21 protein-coding genes are annotated in these 17329 nt (G+C 43.2%); 14 read left to right on the top strand and 7 right to left on the bottom strand.

What is annotated here, in order from left to right; translation table 11 throughout:
- Positions 1–70 precede the first annotated feature (70 nt).
- Positions 71–841: a 1-acyl-sn-glycerol-3-phosphate acyltransferase gene (locus tag AB4232_RS07025; protein WP_012603417.1), complete on the bottom strand. Its 771-nt coding sequence runs from the start codon at positions 839–841 to the stop codon at positions 71–73.
- Positions 838–1617 carry a beta-ketoacyl synthase chain length factor gene (locus tag AB4232_RS07020; RefSeq protein WP_372086720.1) on the bottom strand — a complete coding sequence of 260 codons (780 nt, stop codon included), beginning with the start codon at positions 1615–1617 and terminating at the stop codon, positions 838–840. The genes AB4232_RS07025 and AB4232_RS07020 overlap by 4 nt, the downstream gene beginning before the upstream one ends.
- Before the next feature lie 71 nt (positions 1618–1688).
- Here AB4232_RS07020 and AB4232_RS07015 point away from each other — a divergent pair, with 71 nt between their 5' ends.
- From AB4232_RS07015 to AB4232_RS07005, 3 genes are read left to right on the top strand one after another with little or no spacing between them, the layout of a single operon-like run.
- A complete protein-coding gene (locus tag AB4232_RS07015; RefSeq protein WP_372086718.1) occupies positions 1689–2078 on the top strand; it encodes a hypothetical protein in 390 nt (129 codons plus the stop codon).
- A gap of 29 nt (positions 2079–2107) precedes the next feature.
- A complete protein-coding gene (locus AB4232_RS07010; RefSeq protein ID WP_372086716.1) occupies positions 2108–3181 on the top strand; it encodes a methyltransferase in 1074 nt (357 codons plus the stop codon).
- A 24-nt stretch (positions 3182–3205) separates the two neighbouring features.
- Complete coding sequence (locus AB4232_RS07005; RefSeq protein ID WP_372086714.1) at positions 3206–4447, top strand: NAD(P)/FAD-dependent oxidoreductase; 1242 nt, start codon at positions 3206–3208, stop codon at positions 4445–4447.
- 333 nt (positions 4448–4780) lie between these two features.
- Here AB4232_RS07005 and AB4232_RS07000 read toward each other — a convergent pair whose 3' ends face one another.
- Together AB4232_RS07000 and AB4232_RS06995 are read right to left on the bottom strand one after the other, a co-directional pair.
- Positions 4781–5287: a hypothetical protein gene (locus AB4232_RS07000; protein ID WP_009848584.1), complete on the bottom strand. Its 507-nt coding sequence runs from the start codon at positions 5285–5287 to the stop codon at positions 4781–4783.
- Between the two features lie 139 nt (positions 5288–5426).
- A complete protein-coding gene (locus AB4232_RS06995; RefSeq protein WP_372086713.1) occupies positions 5427–6560 on the bottom strand; it encodes a flagellar assembly protein FlgT in 1134 nt (377 codons plus the stop codon).
- Between the two features lie 192 nt (positions 6561–6752).
- Between AB4232_RS06995 and AB4232_RS06990 the strand changes: the two genes are divergently transcribed.
- Together AB4232_RS06990 and flgP are read left to right on the top strand one after the other, a co-directional pair.
- Positions 6753–7388, top strand: coding sequence for a FlgO family outer membrane protein (locus AB4232_RS06990; RefSeq protein ID WP_012603422.1), 636 nt, complete (start codon positions 6753–6755; stop codon positions 7386–7388).
- Between the two features lie 9 nt (positions 7389–7397).
- The gene (gene flgP / locus AB4232_RS06985) at positions 7398–7829 is read left to right on the top strand and encodes a flagellar assembly lipoprotein FlgP (RefSeq protein WP_012603423.1); all 432 of its coding nucleotides are present in this window, start codon (positions 7398–7400) and stop codon (positions 7827–7829) included.
- Positions 7830–8095: 266 nt separating this feature from the next.
- Here the strand turns inward: flgP and AB4232_RS06980 are convergent, their stop codons facing one another.
- The 3 genes from AB4232_RS06980 to flgA form a co-directional block, all read right to left on the bottom strand.
- Positions 8096–8521, bottom strand: coding sequence for a flagella synthesis protein FlgN (locus tag AB4232_RS06980; RefSeq protein WP_086048932.1), 426 nt, complete (start codon positions 8519–8521; stop codon positions 8096–8098).
- A gap of 65 nt (positions 8522–8586) precedes the next feature.
- Positions 8587–8904 (bottom strand): flagellar biosynthesis anti-sigma factor FlgM, encoded by a 318-nt coding sequence (gene flgM, locus AB4232_RS06975; RefSeq protein WP_029223115.1) that lies wholly within the window; start codon positions 8902–8904, stop codon positions 8587–8589.
- Between the two features lie 177 nt (positions 8905–9081).
- Positions 9082–9828 carry a flagellar basal body P-ring formation chaperone FlgA gene (gene flgA / locus AB4232_RS06970; RefSeq protein ID WP_017099163.1) on the bottom strand — a complete coding sequence of 249 codons (747 nt, stop codon included), beginning with the start codon at positions 9826–9828 and terminating at the stop codon, positions 9082–9084.
- A 76-nt stretch (positions 9829–9904) separates the two neighbouring features.
- Between flgA and AB4232_RS06965 the strand changes: the two genes are divergently transcribed.
- From AB4232_RS06965 to AB4232_RS06925, 9 genes are all read left to right on the top strand, one after another.
- Positions 9905–10831 (top strand): chemotaxis protein CheV, encoded by a 927-nt coding sequence (locus AB4232_RS06965; RefSeq protein WP_009848577.1) that lies wholly within the window; start codon positions 9905–9907, stop codon positions 10829–10831.
- Positions 10832–10842: 11 nt separating this feature from the next.
- On the top strand, positions 10843–11670 hold the full coding sequence (locus AB4232_RS06960; protein ID WP_009848576.1) for a protein-glutamate O-methyltransferase: 828 nt from the start codon (positions 10843–10845) through the stop codon (positions 11668–11670).
- Positions 11671–11925: 255 nt separating this feature from the next.
- Positions 11926–12321 (top strand): flagellar basal body rod protein FlgB, encoded by a 396-nt coding sequence (gene flgB / locus AB4232_RS06955; RefSeq protein ID WP_009848575.1) that lies wholly within the window; start codon positions 11926–11928, stop codon positions 12319–12321.
- 4 nt (positions 12322–12325) lie between these two features.
- Complete coding sequence (flgC, locus tag AB4232_RS06950) at positions 12326–12739, top strand: flagellar basal body rod protein FlgC (protein WP_009848574.1); 414 nt, start codon at positions 12326–12328, stop codon at positions 12737–12739.
- Between the two features lie 17 nt (positions 12740–12756).
- On the top strand, positions 12757–13467 hold the full coding sequence (flgD, locus tag AB4232_RS06945; RefSeq protein ID WP_009848573.1) for a flagellar hook assembly protein FlgD: 711 nt from the start codon (positions 12757–12759) through the stop codon (positions 13465–13467).
- A gap of 45 nt (positions 13468–13512) precedes the next feature.
- Positions 13513–14817, top strand: coding sequence for a flagellar hook protein FlgE (gene flgE, locus AB4232_RS06940; RefSeq protein ID WP_009848572.1), 1305 nt, complete (start codon positions 13513–13515; stop codon positions 14815–14817).
- Between the two features lie 269 nt (positions 14818–15086).
- A complete protein-coding gene (flgF, locus tag AB4232_RS06935; RefSeq protein WP_009848571.1) occupies positions 15087–15836 on the top strand; it encodes a flagellar basal-body rod protein FlgF in 750 nt (249 codons plus the stop codon).
- A gap of 21 nt (positions 15837–15857) precedes the next feature.
- Complete coding sequence (gene flgG / locus AB4232_RS06930; protein ID WP_009848570.1) at positions 15858–16646, top strand: flagellar basal-body rod protein FlgG; 789 nt, start codon at positions 15858–15860, stop codon at positions 16644–16646.
- Positions 16647–16717: 71 nt separating this feature from the next.
- On the top strand, positions 16718–17329 hold a 612-nt coding region (locus tag AB4232_RS06925; protein WP_372086710.1), incomplete at its 3' end, for a flagellar basal body L-ring protein FlgH.

Genomic DNA, 17329 nt, shown 5'->3' with positions numbered 1-17329 from the left:
AAGGGGGGCGATTCTACATTATGTGATGTATTTTCGAAACGCTGATATCACCAGTTGTTTTATTGATGAGCTAAATATTCTCTTCGGAAGGAAAAATAGTCTGTGCAAGGTGTTGATTGAGGCGCCTTGCTGCCGAAGTTAAGTTGTTTGAATTCTCAATAAAGGGTGCGACGTCTATTTTACCTTTCACTGCGATATGAAAAAAGGGTTTAGTGGCAGGAACTTGATACCATTTTTTCTCTTTTGTTAAGAATGTCGGAGAAACTGTAATATGAATCACGCGTAAGTCGGTTTGTGTTCGAGTGGCAATTTGTGCCGCACCACGTTGTAAGGATGGTTCAATTCCTGGCGTTGTGCGAGTTCCTTCAGGGAAAACTAACAATACATTTCCACGCGAAAAGCGTTCTTCACAGCGTTCTAAAAGATCGTCAGGGGTTTGGTTGGGTATGTATCCCGCTGCTTTGACAATCCTCTTCATAAACGGGTTTTCCCATATTGCCGCTTTAACAAGACAATCACATTGAGGAAGTTGAGAGGCGATCAGTACATAGTCAATCAAGCTAGGGTGATTGGCGACAATGATGCAGTTGCGATCTTCGCGGAGCAGTTCGGCGCCATCAATTTGGTAATCAATCGCGCCTGTGAACTTCATTATTTGGCAGAATGCATTGAATGAGAAACGGATTAATCGTTGTGCTTTGAGCTCTCTTTCTATGACGTTGCGAGTCGTTAGGGCGATCGAAGGTAAGATTAAGAAGCTTAAGACTAAGCCTCCCAAACCAAAGATGGTAAAGCAGAGCCCCGTCGCGAATACTCGCCAACATTGGCCTACTTTGCTCATTTCTGTGCACCTGCTTGGGCGTTATTGACCCAGGACCAGTTTTGGTGCTTACCAGCAATAGTCCAATGCTGTGTTCCCAATAGGATATGTTGTAGCGTTTGTAGGCCTTGTGGTAAATCAGCGGCTGAGCTGTCTCTAACTTTGGGGGGGCTAGCGATTGGTTTACTTGTTACTGCTCTCGAAACTGAGTAGTCACTGCCTGCAGTGAGGACTAAACCTAGAGCGTAGTCAGCATAGTGCTGATTTTCGTATTCTCGATATACATCAGGCAGAGGTTGGTCGAAGTCAATGACGAGTACACGATGTGACGGATACTGATGTAGGTAAAGATAAGCTTCAATCAGGGCGTTGTGAAAGGTATCTTGCCCAGAAGCGATAGAGGTCAGTGGAATCGGTGCTTTTGCAGCAATCGTTGTTAGGCCTGCTGCGGTGTTGTGTACTGATTGGGAAAACGCCATTGGAGAGGCATCGTCACCTTCTAATATTGATTGAATCAAAGCAACAGTTCGGTGGAGCTCACCATGTCGACTGGCAAAAACCAGATAATCAATCGAGGTATCTTTTAATAGGGTTAATGCGGTTTGGACAGCGAGTTTGCTTTGCATGCTCATTCGACGGCGCATCATGGGCGGGATGGCTTTAAATTCGGTTGAGCCACTTTGTGGCCAATCTAAATGAGTGCTCCACGTTTGCCACTCGGCAACGGAATAGAGGCCTGGCGAATTTGCTGACCATTTTTCAATATTAAACGACATTAATTGGGATTGATTTGACATAGAGTATTGATTTACTTTGGGTCTAACTAATACTATGCATGCTTATAAATAAACACGGGTAAGGAGTTTAAATGAAATTACTAAAAATAGCCGTTTCAATGTTATTTATACTCGTTCTTGCAGGCTGTGGACGTGTCCAACCTGTAATGAATGTTGAGGATACTCCAGTTGCTTTGAATCTTCAAAGTAAACAGGTGAAATCAGCAATTTATGAGTCTGCTGAGAACCGAGGTTGGTTGGTTTCAGAAATTAAGCCAGGCCTAATCCGTGCTGAACTGTATGTCCGTTCATATCATGCTGTGGTTGATATTCCATATAATGATAAGTTTTACTCTATTCTTTACGTCGAATCCGAGAATTTGAAGTACGACGATGGTGAAATACACCGTAATTACAACCGTTGGGTTAATAACTTGAACGTTGATATTAAACGCAAGCTTGCACAAATGGCTGCTATGTAGCTCTCTATTATTTTAAAGTTAGGTTTTTCGTGTCGGAATATAAATTAGATCCATTTAACGCATTAGAAGCAAAAACAGAAGCGCAAAAATTGTCTTTTGCTCCTATTGTTTTTCATACAGCTCGTACACTTCGTGATTTAGGTATTTTGAAAGCGTTAGATGACGCGGGCAATGATGGTTTACCCGCTGAAACTATTTCTCAAGCAACGGGTGTATCCGAATACGGTGTCAAAGTTCTGCTTGATATGGCGCTGAGTGCTCATATCGTTACTTGGGATAAGCCCCATTATAAAATGGCTAACCTAGGCTTCTATCTATTGCACGATGGCATGACCAACGCAAATATGGATTTCACGGCTGATGTTTGTTATGCCGCGATGATGCATTTAACCGAAGCAATAGAAGAAGGTACACCTGCAGGCCTGAAAGAGCTGGGTGATTGGGAAACGATTTACCAAGGTTTGTCTCAATTACCAGAAAAAGCAAAAGAAAGCTGGTTTAAGTTTGATCATTTCTACTCAGATCGTTCGTTCCCTGTATTGCTTGAGAAAGTTTTCAGTAAGAAGCCTAAATCGCTGGTGGATATTGGCGGTAATACAGGTAAGTGGGCAATGCAATGTTGTAACTACGACTCTGATGTCGAGGTGACGATTGTCGATTTGCCGCAGCAATTAGAAATGGCAATGGCAAACGCAACACAGCACGGTCATCAAGACCGAGTGACTCCATTCCCCGCTAACATGCTTGATAAACAGCAAGCGCTGCCGACAGGTACGGATGTGTGGTGGATGAGTCAGTTCCTTGATTGCTTCTCGCCATTGGAAATTCTTAGCATATTAAAGCGTGTTCGCTCTCATATGTCAGAAGACGCGACTGTTTATATTCTTGAACTGTTTTGGGATGCACAGAAATACGATGCGGCTTCTTATAGCTTAAATGCGACGTCTCTCTACTTCACTTGCTTGGCCAACGGCAACAGCCGCTTTTACCGCAGTGAAGATTTCCTAGAGATAGTGGAAGAGGCTGGCTTTGATGTGGTGACTCGTACCGACGATATCGGTCTTGGGCATACGCTTCTGGAGCTGAAAGCTAGCGCGAAATAATCATGGTAAACATGGCTTAAATTAATGAAAAAACTGTCAACTCAAGTAGTGATCATCGGAGCTGGCCCATCAGGGTCTATTGCTGCGTCTTTGCTTCATAAAAAAGGCATCGATGTTCGAGTGATTGAAAAAAGCCTTTTCCCCCGTTTTTCTATTGGTGAAAGCCTGTTACCAGCGTGCATGGAAGTGATCGAACAAGCGGGCATGAGCGAAGCTGTGGCTAATGCTAACTTCCAATTTAAAGATGGCGCGGCTTTTCGTAAAAATGGTGTTTATACGGCGTTTAATTTTGAAGATAAGTTCTCTTCTGGGCCGGGAACGACGTTTCAGGTTCAACGAGGCGCGTTTGATAAGGTAATGGCAGACTGTGCTGAAGCGCAGGGTGTTACCATTGATTACCAACATGAACTGATAGGCATTAATTTCGCTGAAGACCATACTATACTAGATGTACAAATACAGGGTGGAGAGCGTTATCAGTTAGAGGCTCAATACGTCCTGGATGGTAGTGGTTTTGGTCGAGTGTTACCCAAGATGCTCGATTTAGAAGAGCCATCACGACTTCCTCCGCGCAAAGCTATCTTCACACATATTAATGATCATATCTCAGCAACGGATACTGATCTTGAATACGATCGCAGTAAAATTTTGGTCTCGGTACATCCAACCAATCCTGATGTTTGGTATTGGTTGATTCCCTTCAGTAACGGAGTCTCTTCATTCGGTGTGGTAGGGGAACCTAAATTCTTTGAATCATACCCAGAAGACAAGATTTCGGCGATTAAGCAGCTGGCAACAGAAGAGTCGGGCTTGGCCGAGATTTTGGCAAATGCGGAGTATCCAAATCCCGCAGGCGAAATTGGTGGCTATTCTGTCAACGTTAAACATCTTGCAACCGATAAGTATGCATTACTGGGTAATGCAGGGGAATTTCTTGACCCTGTATTTTCATCGGGAGTGACTATTGCGATGAAGTCGGCTCAGTTTGTGGTTGAGTGTGTGGAAAAACAACTCAATGGCGAGAAAGTCGACTGGGATCGTGAATACGCTGAACCATTGATGATTGGGGTAAATACTTTTAGAACGTATGTTGAAGGGTGGTACTCGGGGGCTCTTCAGGATGTGATTTTCTATCAAGAACCAAACCCGAAGATAAAGCAAATGGTATGTTCGATTTTGGCGGGCTACGCATGGGATCAAAGCAACCCCTATGTAAACGAGTCAAAACGTCGATTGAAGACGCTGGCAGAGATATGCCGAAGCTAGATGGTCTATTTAGTATGTAATACCAATCGTAGTAAATAACTGGTCATCCTAGCTGGTTAAAACGCTCAATAACTACGTTAGAAATTTTGATTGTAGAATAACTACTTATCGAAAATTTCTGCCTTGTTCTTAAGCCTTTTTCCTGCGCTATTTATGATCACTTACTTACTGTGATTGGTATAACAGCATGCTAAATGGTCACTATGGTTAGCCATGAATCAAAACAGCCGCAATGCGCGGCTGTTTTTGTATTTGATAATCAGCCTCTCAGATCGAATACCAACTCCATTACGTCAGAATCCAAAGTTTCTAACGAAGTTATCGAGGTTGATACTACTTCAGATCAATGCTGTTCAATCGTCCCATAAAGATAAGCAGCTCAATCACATCTTTGTGAGCTTCAAGCAGTGCTCGTTTGGTTTGGCTGTAGGCTGCGAGTCGACCGTGTTTCCGTATAGAACATACTTTCGTTCTGTATTTGTAATCACCATTCTCAGAGAAAACACGCCATTTCGCTATGTAGCACTCGTCGCGATGTTCAGGGTCACTCTGCGTTGGATTAGGCTTAAATACAATTTTAGGCTCTAAACTATGAGGCAGACGTGTCATGAGATAGGGCTCTTTGAGGACCTTTGGCCAAAACTTGCCCCAAAGCTGTCTACCTAGCTCATCTCTTAATTTGATGGTTTTCTTGAGTGCTTTGTCTTCCCCCATACGAACAAAGCCAACTGAACGATGTAATACCGTATCGTCGGGTGTATGAATGTGGATCTTAAAAGCGGTCTTACCTTTCGAGATAAAGCGGTAACCGGTAGCACCAATTAGATTATTCTGGCTCATAGTTCGCTAAATGATGATTATGTTATTAATAAGGTTACGACAAATACCACGAAACCGAAACTAATCCTCATGAAAAAAATAAAGCCTTAGTATTTTTGCTAAGGCTTTATTAGAAAACATGAGTTGATGGTGCTGCTAACTACATGACTTTCTGCATTACATCACCAATTTGAATGCTTCCAGCAAGGCTTGGTTGATCAATGGTGAGTTCAGCTTCGTTTTCATAAACGCGAGAAACCGTCAGGGTGATATCACTTTGAGAGACCTTATTGCGTGGCAAGCCTCTTTGGTCGATAAATGAACCTGTGTGCCAAAGCTGAAGTTTGTCACCTTGTTCTACACCGTGCATTCGGCCTAAATCAATGGTCACCATATTCCCAAACACAGCAGCAACTTCAGGAAGCGTGATTTTACAAGATACTTCCGATTCTAAATCCAACATAATATTACGACTGACACGAAGCATCATGCTGCCATAGGTTGATGCCCAGAAACGAGCACTGCGGGTGTCGATTTCACTGGTCTTCGCAAATGGCCATTTTGCTACTTCGCGATAGCTTCGGTTGTAAACCTGATGACCTGTTTTACCATCGAATACCTGCATTTCTAACGCAAATTGGCGATTGATAATGTCGTCTTTCAAAAGCTTCGATTCAATGGTTGCGGTTAAGTCGGTGATGTCACCACCTATGATGTACTGTGCCCCCGTATCTTGTGCGATCATTTTGATCACTTCCGGTCGACGCTTGTCTATGTCGTAATTTGTTGTGCCAACAGAGACAAAACTGCGAGATTCTTGCGCCAGTTGTCGGTTAACGACATGGCCAAAATCATCACCAATGTTATAGATTCGGCCCATCACAGCTTGTTGTGGAGAGCTTACATCAATACTACCGACCAAAAACGTCTTCTTATATTGGCTTTCATGGCAAGCACTTGCCGAAGGGTAGATGTCTATCCTTGCAGTGACCATTATATTGCCACCGCGTTTCTTCTCTTTTTCTACTAAGATGTAGCGCACTTCATGATTGGTAAATTGAAATTCTTTCTTTTTTGCATCTAAGTAGGGGGTGAGGTTTGCAATACTGCCGATGTCAGCGCCAGAGAACTGTATGGCTTTGTAAACGGCATCCTCTAGGGCATGAACCCTTGCCGCATCCTCTGACGATACGATGGTTGCAGTACCGGTAACTTCATACCAAGAGGCATGAGTACTGAAGCTGATGGTTGTCAGTAAACTTATTGAAAATAAGTAATAAATTATTTTTTTCATCTATTCGTTACCAGTTGGGTATAAATATTGCTTAACAAATATCTATAAGCTTAAAGCTGACTCAAGTGCGTTTTTCATAATCTGAACCATTAATGAAAAGCAAAGATTGTTCCAACATTGTAATCCATTGAAAAGAGTCATGGCGAGAACATATTGGAACAGCAAGCACTAAATATATCTGGAGATAAGAGAATGAAAAAATGGCTCGTAGTAATGAGTGTCATGTTAATGACATCATGCGCTTATTCGCCAATCTATAACGGTAAGTCTGAGTATTCAGGCAGTCCGTTTATGTTGATGGACAGCCCGCGTCATACCATGGATTTTTTCGTGGAAAGCATGACCGAAGATTTGATCTTGTCGAATACGAGTATTTCAGCCAGAACACCCATTGCCATTACCTCGTTTGTCGATCTGCAACACATGGACACAACCAGTTGGTTAGGAAACTCGGTATCAGAAGGTTTCATTCATCAGTTTCAGCGTCGAGGTTTTAAAGTGGTTGATTTTAAAACCACAGGCTCTATCCAAGTGACCCACCAGGGGGATTTTGCTATTAGCCGCGATTGGAAAGACTTAGCCCAAGAGCAAGACGTCCAGTATGTTTTGACTGGAACTATGCTTCGTCAAGAAGGCGGTGTTCTAGTGAATGCTCGTGTGGTTGGAATGCAAACTCGCATCGTTGTTGCTTCCGCACAAGGCTTTTTACCTGCAGACCGTATTGGTCGTGACTTAGATACCCTGAACAGTATTCGAACTCAAGATGGGGTTATTATTCGTTCTGATCCAACGATCAGTCAGCCTCATACTGTTATTCTTCGCCCTTAGGAGTTCGTGATGAAGAAGTTAATATTTGTTGTTGCCGCTTTATTGCTTGTCGGCTGTCAACCATTACAAAGCATGAGACCTAATGACTTTTTGGTTGCGGTTGGCTACGCGAGTGTCAGCGAGCAGAAAGGTCGTAATGACGAAGAGAAACGTATTCGAGCAATGAGAGCCTCTAAAATTGATGCGTATCGTGAACTTGCCGAGCAAGTGTATGGTATGCGCGTGAGTGGTCGAGCTGAGCTTGAAGATCAGCGTCTTGGTACTGAGAGAACTTCAGGCGCGGTTGATGGTGTTATCCGTGGTGCCGAAGTGGTGCGCAGTTACCCTGTTGGCGACAGCTATGTGACTGAACTGCGGTTAGATATCCAAAAAATGGAACAACTGCGTAATTATGGCGAAGTTCAGCCAGTGCCTGAGAAGAGACAACAAACGTTGTTCTAGTTTAAGGATCGTCTAGTTATAGGTTTCTCCTTTTATATTGGCTGCTATTCGCTTTCCAGATGGCGTAACGGCAACCAGTAACGGTTATGAATAAGAAAGCGGTAAGTATTAAAGTACTTGCCGCTTTTTTGTTTATCGGCTTGGGGAGTACATTCACAGGTTTAGTGGGAGATTTGACTGGTGTAACGAGAAGGGTAGGCTGAGATACAGATACAGATACAGATACAGATACAGATACAGATATGAGAAGGAGGTGGTTTACCTAACTAGGCTTTAACGTTGGTTCCTAGCGTAGAAATTGTATGCGTTTGGCCTCCGGCATTGTAGGTCATGCCAATTTTGCCGTGACTTTGCTGCATCATATTGCTGAGTTTTTTGAAGCTAAGGTGTGCTCGATTCAAGGCTTCGCCATTTACCAAGTTCGCTTGATGACAGTCGTGCACTATGGATTTGATGGTTGTGACTAACTGAGCAAGTTCAGGGTTCTCGGTCAGTTCAGATATATTAGTATGGGCAGCGATTCGTTGATCGGTTGATCTTAGTTGTTCAACAAGAACCACTTTCTCTTTGGCTATTCGCTCAATATCGCTTGATTGTCGGCTTGTAATAGCGATTTTCTCTGAACTCAATAATTCAGATAAGGCTTTGGCATTTTGAAGTTGGAAATTAACTAAATCTGCTAGTGCCGCCATAATGTAACCTACTAATAACCTCGTGTACTTTAAGATAATAACTTTATTTTAAAGCTAATGTTTGCTTAAAGACCTTTTAATTCGTTTTCAAATTTCATCATGTTGTCGGCCAACTTTTCTGGATCAACAGTGTATGAACCATTTGCGATCGCTTCTTTTATTGCCGCGACTTTCACTGAATCGAAACTTGGTTGTGCTGCCATCTCTTGATGGAGTTGACCAATCGCCTTGCCTTGTTGGCTTAGTGAAACCGCATCTTTGCTTGCTGGTGATTTAGATGATGCATCAGATCTTGATGCCTCAGACTTAGAATCAGAGCGTACTGCTGAGCGGTTAGTGCTCGCTAGGGTTTGCCCTGAACGAATATTATCAATACCTGCCATAGTTAAGCCTTTTTCTTCAAAATGGGAACCTGTACAGTCAATATCGACCATGGGTGAGAATACTTTAGCAATTTTTAGCTCAATAGTCGAAAACGAACCAAACACCTCAACCGTTATAATTGGATGTTAGAGTTGAGAATAAAAGCGCTAACGATACCGACACTTTAAAGTGAAGTGTTAAAAGTAAACCGTGACTTCAGACATGCTGGTAACAATACCTTCGATTATACGCTGTGATTTGTCATTTTTCACCCTAACTTGATCACCCATTGAGCCATCGGTAAGTGCAGTACCTTTGGTGGTAATGGTCATGCCACCTTTTACTGCCTGTATGATAACCTTCTCATTTCGGCATACGACACAAATATCGCCTCTTTCGACAACATCACCGGGTCTTAGGTTCTTTTTTACCTTAGCACCGATGACTTGTTGTGGAGTGGTAAAGCCTTGGCGACGAAATTTGTTGAGAGAAATCATCGTAGTCGTGACGTCGTATTGACCGACAATTTCGCCTCTCGCCAGTGAGCGAGTCGTTGTGACAAGTGGTACTGACATTGAAAGGCGCACTGGCACGTAAACACGCCATTCATCAGGAACACAACGAACTAAAACAGTAATGCTGCTGCGAGTGTTGGTTGTTGTAGAGGCACTTGTCTCAAGGGGGATAGGACAATTTGTTGCTTTGATTCTAGAGTCTACATTAGCGGAATTAACAAAAAGTTCACCGCCTCGCGGTTGCTCCACCGAGTCAAGGATGTGTTGCTCAGCCGCTGATTGGATCATGTCAATTTGTTCCGGCGTTGCCGCGTGTGTAAAAAAACTAAACAATATTGTTAGAATGCCGATAAACTTAGCGACAGTTTTAAAAATAGTTCTACACATAGCTATGGAAAAAAGATATATGTTTGCTTTATGATATGTCATTTTATTTCTCTAGTGGTTCGTAGCCTGCAGTAGACTAACACTTTCTATCCAAAAAGTTTGATATGGAGATGAGCTCATGACGGGTATTCTTGATTCAGTGAATCAGCGTACGCAACTCGTCGGTCAAAACCGATTAGAATTACTAACCTTTCGCCTAATGGGGCGTCAGCGTTACGGTATTAATGTATTTAAAGTGAAAGAGGTTTTACAATGCCCTCGTCTGACTTTAATGCCAAATTTACATCATCTCGTAAAAGGTGTGGCTCATATTCGTGGTCAGACAGTTTCTGTCATTGATTTGAGCCTAGCGGTAGGCGGACGTCCTACATCTGATATCGATAAGTGCTTTGTGGTGATTGCTGAATTTAACCGTACTATCCAAGCATTCCTCGTAAGCTCTGTAGATAGAATTGTTAATATGCACTGGGAAGCTATTCTTCCACCACCAGATGGTTCAGGTAAAGATAATTACCTAACAGCGGTAACCAACATCGATAATGAATTGGTTGAAATTCTGGATGTTGAAAAGATTCTTGCTGAGATATCACCTGTTGATGAAACCATGGATAGCAGAATCGCAGAGGAAATTGCAGAAGTTGAACAAGAGAAAGAATTGGTTCGCCGAATCTTGATTGCTGATGACTCGACGGTTGCTCGTAAGCAGGTTCAACGTGCTATAGAATCTATTGGTTTTGAGGTCATTGCTGTCAAAGATGGTAAAGAAGCCTATGAGACTCTGATGAAAATGGCATCGGAAGGCAGTATTTACGATCAAATTTCATTGGTGATTTCAGATATTGAAATGCCTGAAATGGATGGATACACGCTGACTGCTGAGATTCGTCGTCACGCAGAACTAAAAGATTTATACGTAATTTTGCACTCATCATTGAGTGGTGTATTTAACCAAGCCATGGTTGAGCGTGTAGGGGCTAACTCCTTCATCGCGAAATTCAATCCTGATGAGCTTGGTGGCGCGGTTAAAGCTGCGTTAACTAACTAAAAGAGACATTAATGACTGCTATAACAATAAGTGATCAAGAGTATCGCGATTTCAGCCGTTTCTTAGAATCTCAATGTGGCATTGTATTAGGTGACAGTAAGCAGTATTTAGTGCGCAGTCGTTTAAGCCCATTAGTAACGAAGTTTAATGTTGCTTCATTGTCTGATTTGCTAAGAGATGTAGTGACAGGTCGAAACCGTGAGTTGAGAGTGGCGGCAGTGGATGCTATGACGACTAACGAGACACTTTGGTTCCGAGATACTTATCCGTTTGCTGTACTAGCGGATAAACTTCTACCGGAAATAGCGGCAAATAAACGTCCTATCAAGATTTGGTCTGCGGCAAGCTCTTCAGGTCAAGAACCATACTCAATGGCTATGACGATACTTGAGACCCAAGCACGTAAGCCGGGTATGTTGCCAAATGTATCGATTACCGCTACTGATATTTCAGCAAGTATGTTAGATATGTGCCGCACTGGCGCTTATGACAACCTTGCCTTGGGCCGAGGACTTTCTCCTGAGCGCCGTCGCACTTTCTTTGAAGATGCTGGCGATGGTCGTATGAAAGTGAAAGACAACGTTAAGCGAATGGTAAACTTCCGTCCTCAGAACTTGATGGAGAGCTATGCACTGTTAGGCAAATTCGACATTATCTTTTGTCGTAACGTGTTGATTTATTTCTCTCCGGATATGAAGTCAAAAGTACTTAACCAGATGGCAAATAGCCTGAATCCTGGTGGTTACCTGTTATTGGGTGCGTCTGAATCGTTAACCGGCTTAACAGATCGTTTTGAAATGGTTCGCTGTAATCCAGGCATCATCTACAAATTAAAGTAATTAGTGTCACCACTTTAAGGTGCAATATTACTGTCCAGATTTAAAACCCAGCCAAGTGCTGGGTTTTCTTTTTCTCATTTAATCTATATCTTTAAGTCAGAGTGACATTCCAATTTACTCTATTTGTTGGCTTGTATATTGCAAGTTTACCCACGAGTAACCTGTAAAAGTAATGGTCGGCCACTTTATTTTTAAAGTTGGTATATATATTGCTTGGGTTATTTCATAACAGTCAGTTCTTGAGTTGAGGTTTACATGGCTATTTCTTTTGACAATGCTTTAGGCATTCACCAGCACACAGTTGGTGTACGTGAGCGTAACGCTGAGGTGCTTTCCACCAATATCGCGCAAGCTAACACGCCTGGGTATAAAGCAAAGGGATTAGACTTTAATAAATCACTGCAGGCGGCAAGTTCTGGGGCAAGCATTGGTCTTAGCCGAACAGACGGTCGGCATATTTCTGCCTCAACAACGGTGAATGGGGAAACGAAGTATCGAATTCCTACGCAACCTGATACTGGAGATGGCAATACGGTTGATTTGGATTTGGAACGAAATCTTTTCATGCAAAACCAAATTAGGCATCAAGCCTCTCTCGACTTCTTAGGAAGTAAGTTCAAGAATTTAACTAAAGCGATAAAAGGGGAATAACTAGATGAGCTTATTTAATGTATTCAATGTGACTGGTTCTGCGATGAGTGCTGAATCTGTTCGTCTAAATACTACCTCAAGTAACCTTGCTAACGCAGACAGTGTAAGTAGCTCTGCTAAAGACACTTACAAGGCTCGTCACGCAGTGTTTGGCGCTGAGTTAAATCAGGCACGTAATAGTGGTCACACTGTGCCAGTAAAAGTATTAGGTATCGTAGAAAGCGATAAACCGCTGAATGCGGAGTACAACCCAGATCACCCGTTAGCGAACAACGAAGGCTACATCTATAAGCCTAACGTTAACGTTATGGAAGAAATGGCAAACATGATTTCAGCATCACGTGCGTATCAAACAAACGTACAGGTTGCTGACTCGAGTAAACAAATGCTGCTGCGTACGCTGCAGATGGGTCAATAAGGATAAGGAGGTAGCAAATGGCTGGAATCAACAATGTTGGTCAAAGCGGCTTGTCCTATGTTGACCAGCTGAAGAGTCTTCAAGATGGTGCTAAGAAGCCCGATGAAACGACAGGTAAGCAAGATCTTAAACAAGATGACTTCTTATCGTTGTTGACTAAGCAACTTGCACAACAAGACCCTTTTAAGCCGGTTAGCAATGACCAGATGATTGCGCAAATGGCTTCATTTGCGACCGTAGATGGCATTGGCAAAATGAATACACAGTTTGAAAGCTTGAATTCATCAATGACCTCTAACCAAGCACTGCAGGCATCTTCTTTGGTTGGCCGCGATGTATTGGTTCCTGGAGCGGCAGGTGTGAAACAAGGTGATGGCGGTATGGCGTCAATGGTTAAGCTTCCTCAGGCAATGGACAATGTAATGGTCCGTGTTGAGAATGAAGTTGGCCAATTGGTTCGCACTTTTGATATCGGCTCAAAACCATCTGGTGACACGCGTGTTGAGTGGGACGGAAAAGACGAAGACGGTAATCCATTGCCGGCCGGTAAATACAACGTGAAAGCGTCGGGTTTATTGGAAGGTGAGAACACAGAGTTCCAAGTGTCGAGTTATGCGAACGTGAACAGTGTGCTTCTTGGTAAAGGCGATGGCAACGTACTACTCAATCTGGCTGGTTTTACATCGCCAGTACGACTTGCTGAAGTACTAGAAGTTGGTAAAGCGTAGCTCTTTTTAGAGTGATTATGCTAGCTAGATTAGGAGAATATTGGAATGTCATATGTATCTTTAAGCGGTCTATCCGCTGCACAGTTAGACCTGAATACAACCAGTAACAACATTGCGAACGCAAACACATTTGGCTTTAAAGAGTCTCGTGCGGAGTTCGGGGATGTTTACTCAAGCTCGTTGTTCACTAACGCAAAAACGACGCCAGGAGGTGGTGCGCAAGCTAGCCAAGTGGCACAACAGTTCCATGAAGGTTCAAGTATCTATACGAATAACCCAATGGACTTGCGTGTAAGTGGTACAGGTTTCTTTGCAGTATCGAAAGACCGTATGGTGCCAGAGATCAATGAACTAACGCGTAATGGTGCATTTCACCTAAACAAAGACAACTACATGGTTACGGCCAATGATGAGTTTCTTTTAGGTTATGATGTCGATCCAAACTCGGGTGAAGTTCTTTCTTATGCACCAAAGCCTCTCGACATTCCAGCTGAGTTTGGTAAGCCTAAACAGACAGAAAACATTGAAGTAGGGGTTAACCTTCCTGCGAACGGTGATCTTAAAGACCCGGCAACATTTGACTTCAAAGATCCAGATACCTATAACCGTGCAACGTCTTCGACGGTCTACGATTCTATGGGACAGTCTTACAAGTTAACGACTTACTACCTAAAAGATCAGACTCAACCGAATACTTGGCAAACGTACTACACCATGTCAGATGAAACGGGCGAGAAGCCGGTAAATATTACTGGTGGCGACGCGACGAATTCAGCAGGTCATGTTGGTCACACCATGAAATTCAACAATGACGGTACCTTAGCAAGCCTTAACAGTGGTCAGCCAATTCTATCTGATCCTATCGGCGCTGGTGAGAACGCAATTGATTTGAACGGTGCAGATCCGACACAGGTACTTAACTTTGGTCTGGATTCTTCAACTCAGTTTGCCGCTCCATTCGAACTGTCTAGGTTTGATGAAGATGGCGCGACAACTGGTTTCTTAACGAAAATCGATTTCGATGAGTACGGCAGTGTTCTAGGCAGTTACTCAAACGGTGAAAATGTGATACTAGGCCGCGTAGGTTTAGTTCGTGTACCTAATGAGCATGGTCTAGATAAGAAAGGCGGCACTCAATGGGATTCTACTAACGCTTCAGGTGATAAAATCTGGGGTGAATCAAATAAAGGTTCATTTGGTAGTATCAACAATGGCTCACTAGAGCAGTCGAATATCGATATGACTCAAGAATTGGTTGATTTGATTTCTGCTCAACGTAACTTCCAAGCGAACTCTCGTTCTCTAGAAGTACACAACCAACTACAACAGAATATTCTTCAGATTCGTTAATCGTTTCGAGCGTTTGAATCATCTGCGAATACCCAATTCAATGTTATTGAATTGGGTATTGTTGATGAATTACGTATGGCTGTTTGTTTTTCTATTTGCCGCCCCTATTGCCGCCCGGTAATGCCTCTGGCAACAATTCTTCCTCAATGATCCTTTATGGTCAGTTTTTTTTGTTGTTTCTCCGTTTAAGTTTTTGATAAATAACAGTTAAAAATATTGGCATAGTGTTTGCTTTATTAGTTCCAGAAAATGATTTTTGGAGCAAAATTATGGATCGCGCACTGTTTCTTGCCATGAGCGGCGCTAAGCAAAATATGCAGGCTTTGCAGCTGCGTTCGAACAACCTTGCCAATGTAAGTACAACGGGTTTCCGTGCTGATTTAGCACAGGCACGTTCAATGCAAGCGTATGGCGAAGGTATGCCTACTCGTGTTTTCAGCATGACAGAGCGTCCGGGTCATAATTTCGCTCAGGGTAGTGTGGTTACTACAGGCCGAGATCTAGACGTCACCATTCAAGGTGATGGTTGGATTTCAGTTATGGACAACACTGGTCGTGAAGGTTTAACTCGTAACGGTAACCTAAGGGTTGACCAAAACGGTCTACTTACCAACGCAAGTGGCCATTTAGTGCTTGGTGAAAACGACGCACCAATCACGCTCCCAATCCCAATCAGTAAAGTAGAAATTGGTACTGATGGTACGATTTCGGTGATTCCTCAAGGCGCTCCAGCTGAAGAATTAGCCGTAGTTGATCGTATTAAGCTTGTGCGTCCAGATAACCAAAGCTTGTTTAAAGATACGAATGGCCTCTTCCGTTCGAAAAACCCAGATCAGGCATACGAAGCAGATGCAGCGGTAACGTTGCTTAAAGGTGCTATCGAAGGCAGTAACGTAAATGCCGTAGGTGAAATGACCAGCTTAATTGACTTACAACGTCAGTTTGAAATGCAGGTCAAGATGATGAGCACAGCAGAGGAAATGGACAAGTCGTCTGATTCACTGCTTCGTATGAGCTAATAGAATTTTAAGGAAATTACTATGCATCCAGCATTATGGGTAAGTAAAACCGGTTTAGACGCCCAACAAACCAATATTTCAACAATTTCAAACAACCTTGCCAACGCCTCAACCATTGGTTTTAAAAAGAGCCGCGCGGTGTTTGAAGATCTGTTCTATCAGAATATTAACCAACCAGGTGGCCAATCGTCTCAGAATACTGAGTTGCCAAGTGGTTTGATGTTGGGTGCTGGTTCTAAGGTAGTTGCAACCCAAAAGGTGCACACTCACGGTAACGCACAAACAACGTCGAATAGCCTAGATATGATGATTGAAGGCGACGGTTTCTTCCAAGTTGAGATGCCAGACGGTGAAACAGGTTACAGCCGTAATGGTCAGTTCACATTGAACGGTGACGGCGCGATCGTAACATCGGGTCAAGGTTATGCCCTACAACCCGAAATCGTTATTCCTGAAGACGCGATCTCGGTAACGGTTGGGAACGATGGTGAGGTGTCGGTTCGTCTACGTGGTCAGCAAGACAACGTCGTGGTTGGTCAAATCACTATTACTGATTTCGTAAACCCAGGTGGTTTAGAGCCCATTGGCCAAAACCTTTACTTGCCTACAGGTGCAAGTGGTGACCCGCAAGAGGGTGTTCCGGGGTTGAATGGCTTAGGTAATGTTCGTCAGTCTATGCTTGAAGCATCCAATGTAAACGTAACTGAAGAGTTGGTTAACATGATTGAAGCTCAACGTGTATACGAAATGAACTCAAAAGTTATCTCGGCGGTAGATAAGATGATGAGCTTCGTTAACCAACAACTGTAGCTAGTTAATTCGCTGTTTACTTATTTCTTTTGATCGTTCTGTTTACCATTGCCCGCTGAGAGTATGTCGCCATGAAACGTATTGTTTGTTTAGCCCTATTTTTGTCTATGACTGGCTGCGCCCCATTGGCTCCAATTGAAACTCCGGCGCAAGAGAACGCAACCACAGTGGTTGATGCCGTAGAAGGCGACAAGTCGGCCCAGGAAAGCTCTGGTATTATCGACACACTTCGAGATAGAACGGACCCTATTGCTGGTGATCCTGCATGGGCGCCAATTAACCCGAAGAAAAAACAAGAGCATTATGCGGCAGCAACAGGCTCACTGTTCAATGCTAACCACATTGGTAGCATGTATGACGACTCAAAACCTCGCGGTATTGGTGACATTATTACAGTTGCGTTAGATGAGAATACGCGAGCGACTAAAAAAGCTAATGCAGATATGTCTAAATCGAACGATGCATCGATGGAACCGTTAGCTGTAGGCGGTGAAAATCTAGAACTTGGTAAATACAACTTTTCTTACGATCTTAGTAACACCAACACCTTTGCTGGAGATGCATCAGCTAACCAAAGTAACAGCATCAGCGGTTACATTACGGTTGAAGTTATTGAAGTATTAGCTAATGGCAACCTAGTGGTTCGTGGTGAAAAGTGGATGACGTTGAATACGGGTGATGAG

The organism is Vibrio sp. 10N.286.46.A8 (assembly GCF_041470165.1).
GTDB lineage: Bacteria > Pseudomonadota > Gammaproteobacteria > Enterobacterales > Vibrionaceae > Vibrio > Vibrio tasmaniensis_A.
This window is presented reverse-complemented; position numbering and strand designations above follow the sequence as displayed.

Coding starts and splice junctions, on each gene's coding strand:
- flgP (WP_012603423.1), top strand. CDS start 7,398: ATGAAGAAGTTAATATTTGTTGTTGCCGCTTTATTGCTTGTCGGCTGT.
- AB4232_RS07025 (WP_012603417.1), bottom strand. CDS start 841: ATGAGCAAAGTAGGCCAATGTTGGCGAGTATTCGCGACGGGGCTCTGC.
- flgB (WP_009848575.1), top strand. CDS start 11,926: ATGGCTATTTCTTTTGACAATGCTTTAGGCATTCACCAGCACACAGTT.
- flgC (WP_009848574.1), top strand. CDS start 12,326: ATGAGCTTATTTAATGTATTCAATGTGACTGGTTCTGCGATGAGTGCT.
- AB4232_RS06990 (WP_012603422.1), top strand. CDS start 6,753: ATGAAAAAATGGCTCGTAGTAATGAGTGTCATGTTAATGACATCATGC.
- AB4232_RS07020 (WP_372086720.1), bottom strand. CDS start 1,617: ATGTCAAATCAATCCCAATTAATGTCGTTTAATATTGAAAAATGGTCA.
- flgG (WP_009848570.1), top strand. CDS start 15,858: ATGCATCCAGCATTATGGGTAAGTAAAACCGGTTTAGACGCCCAACAA.
- AB4232_RS07000 (WP_009848584.1), bottom strand. CDS start 5,287: ATGAGCCAGAATAATCTAATTGGTGCTACCGGTTACCGCTTTATCTCG.
- flgD (WP_009848573.1), top strand. CDS start 12,757: ATGGCTGGAATCAACAATGTTGGTCAAAGCGGCTTGTCCTATGTTGAC.
- flgA (WP_017099163.1), bottom strand. CDS start 9,828: ATGACATATCATAAAGCAAACATATATCTTTTTTCCATAGCTATGTGT.
- AB4232_RS06995 (WP_372086713.1), bottom strand. CDS start 6,560: ATGAAAAAAATAATTTATTACTTATTTTCAATAAGTTTACTGACAACC.
- AB4232_RS07015 (WP_372086718.1), top strand. CDS start 1,689: ATGAAATTACTAAAAATAGCCGTTTCAATGTTATTTATACTCGTTCTT.
- flgM (WP_029223115.1), bottom strand. CDS start 8,904: ATGGCAGGTATTGATAATATTCGTTCAGGGCAAACCCTAGCGAGCACT.
- flgF (WP_009848571.1), top strand. CDS start 15,087: ATGGATCGCGCACTGTTTCTTGCCATGAGCGGCGCTAAGCAAAATATG.
- AB4232_RS07005 (WP_372086714.1), top strand. CDS start 3,206: ATGAAAAAACTGTCAACTCAAGTAGTGATCATCGGAGCTGGCCCATCA.
- AB4232_RS06965 (WP_009848577.1), top strand. CDS start 9,905: ATGACGGGTATTCTTGATTCAGTGAATCAGCGTACGCAACTCGTCGGT.
- AB4232_RS06960 (WP_009848576.1), top strand. CDS start 10,843: ATGACTGCTATAACAATAAGTGATCAAGAGTATCGCGATTTCAGCCGT.
- flgE (WP_009848572.1), top strand. CDS start 13,513: ATGTCATATGTATCTTTAAGCGGTCTATCCGCTGCACAGTTAGACCTG.
- AB4232_RS06980 (WP_086048932.1), bottom strand. CDS start 8,521: ATGGCGGCACTAGCAGATTTAGTTAATTTCCAACTTCAAAATGCCAAA.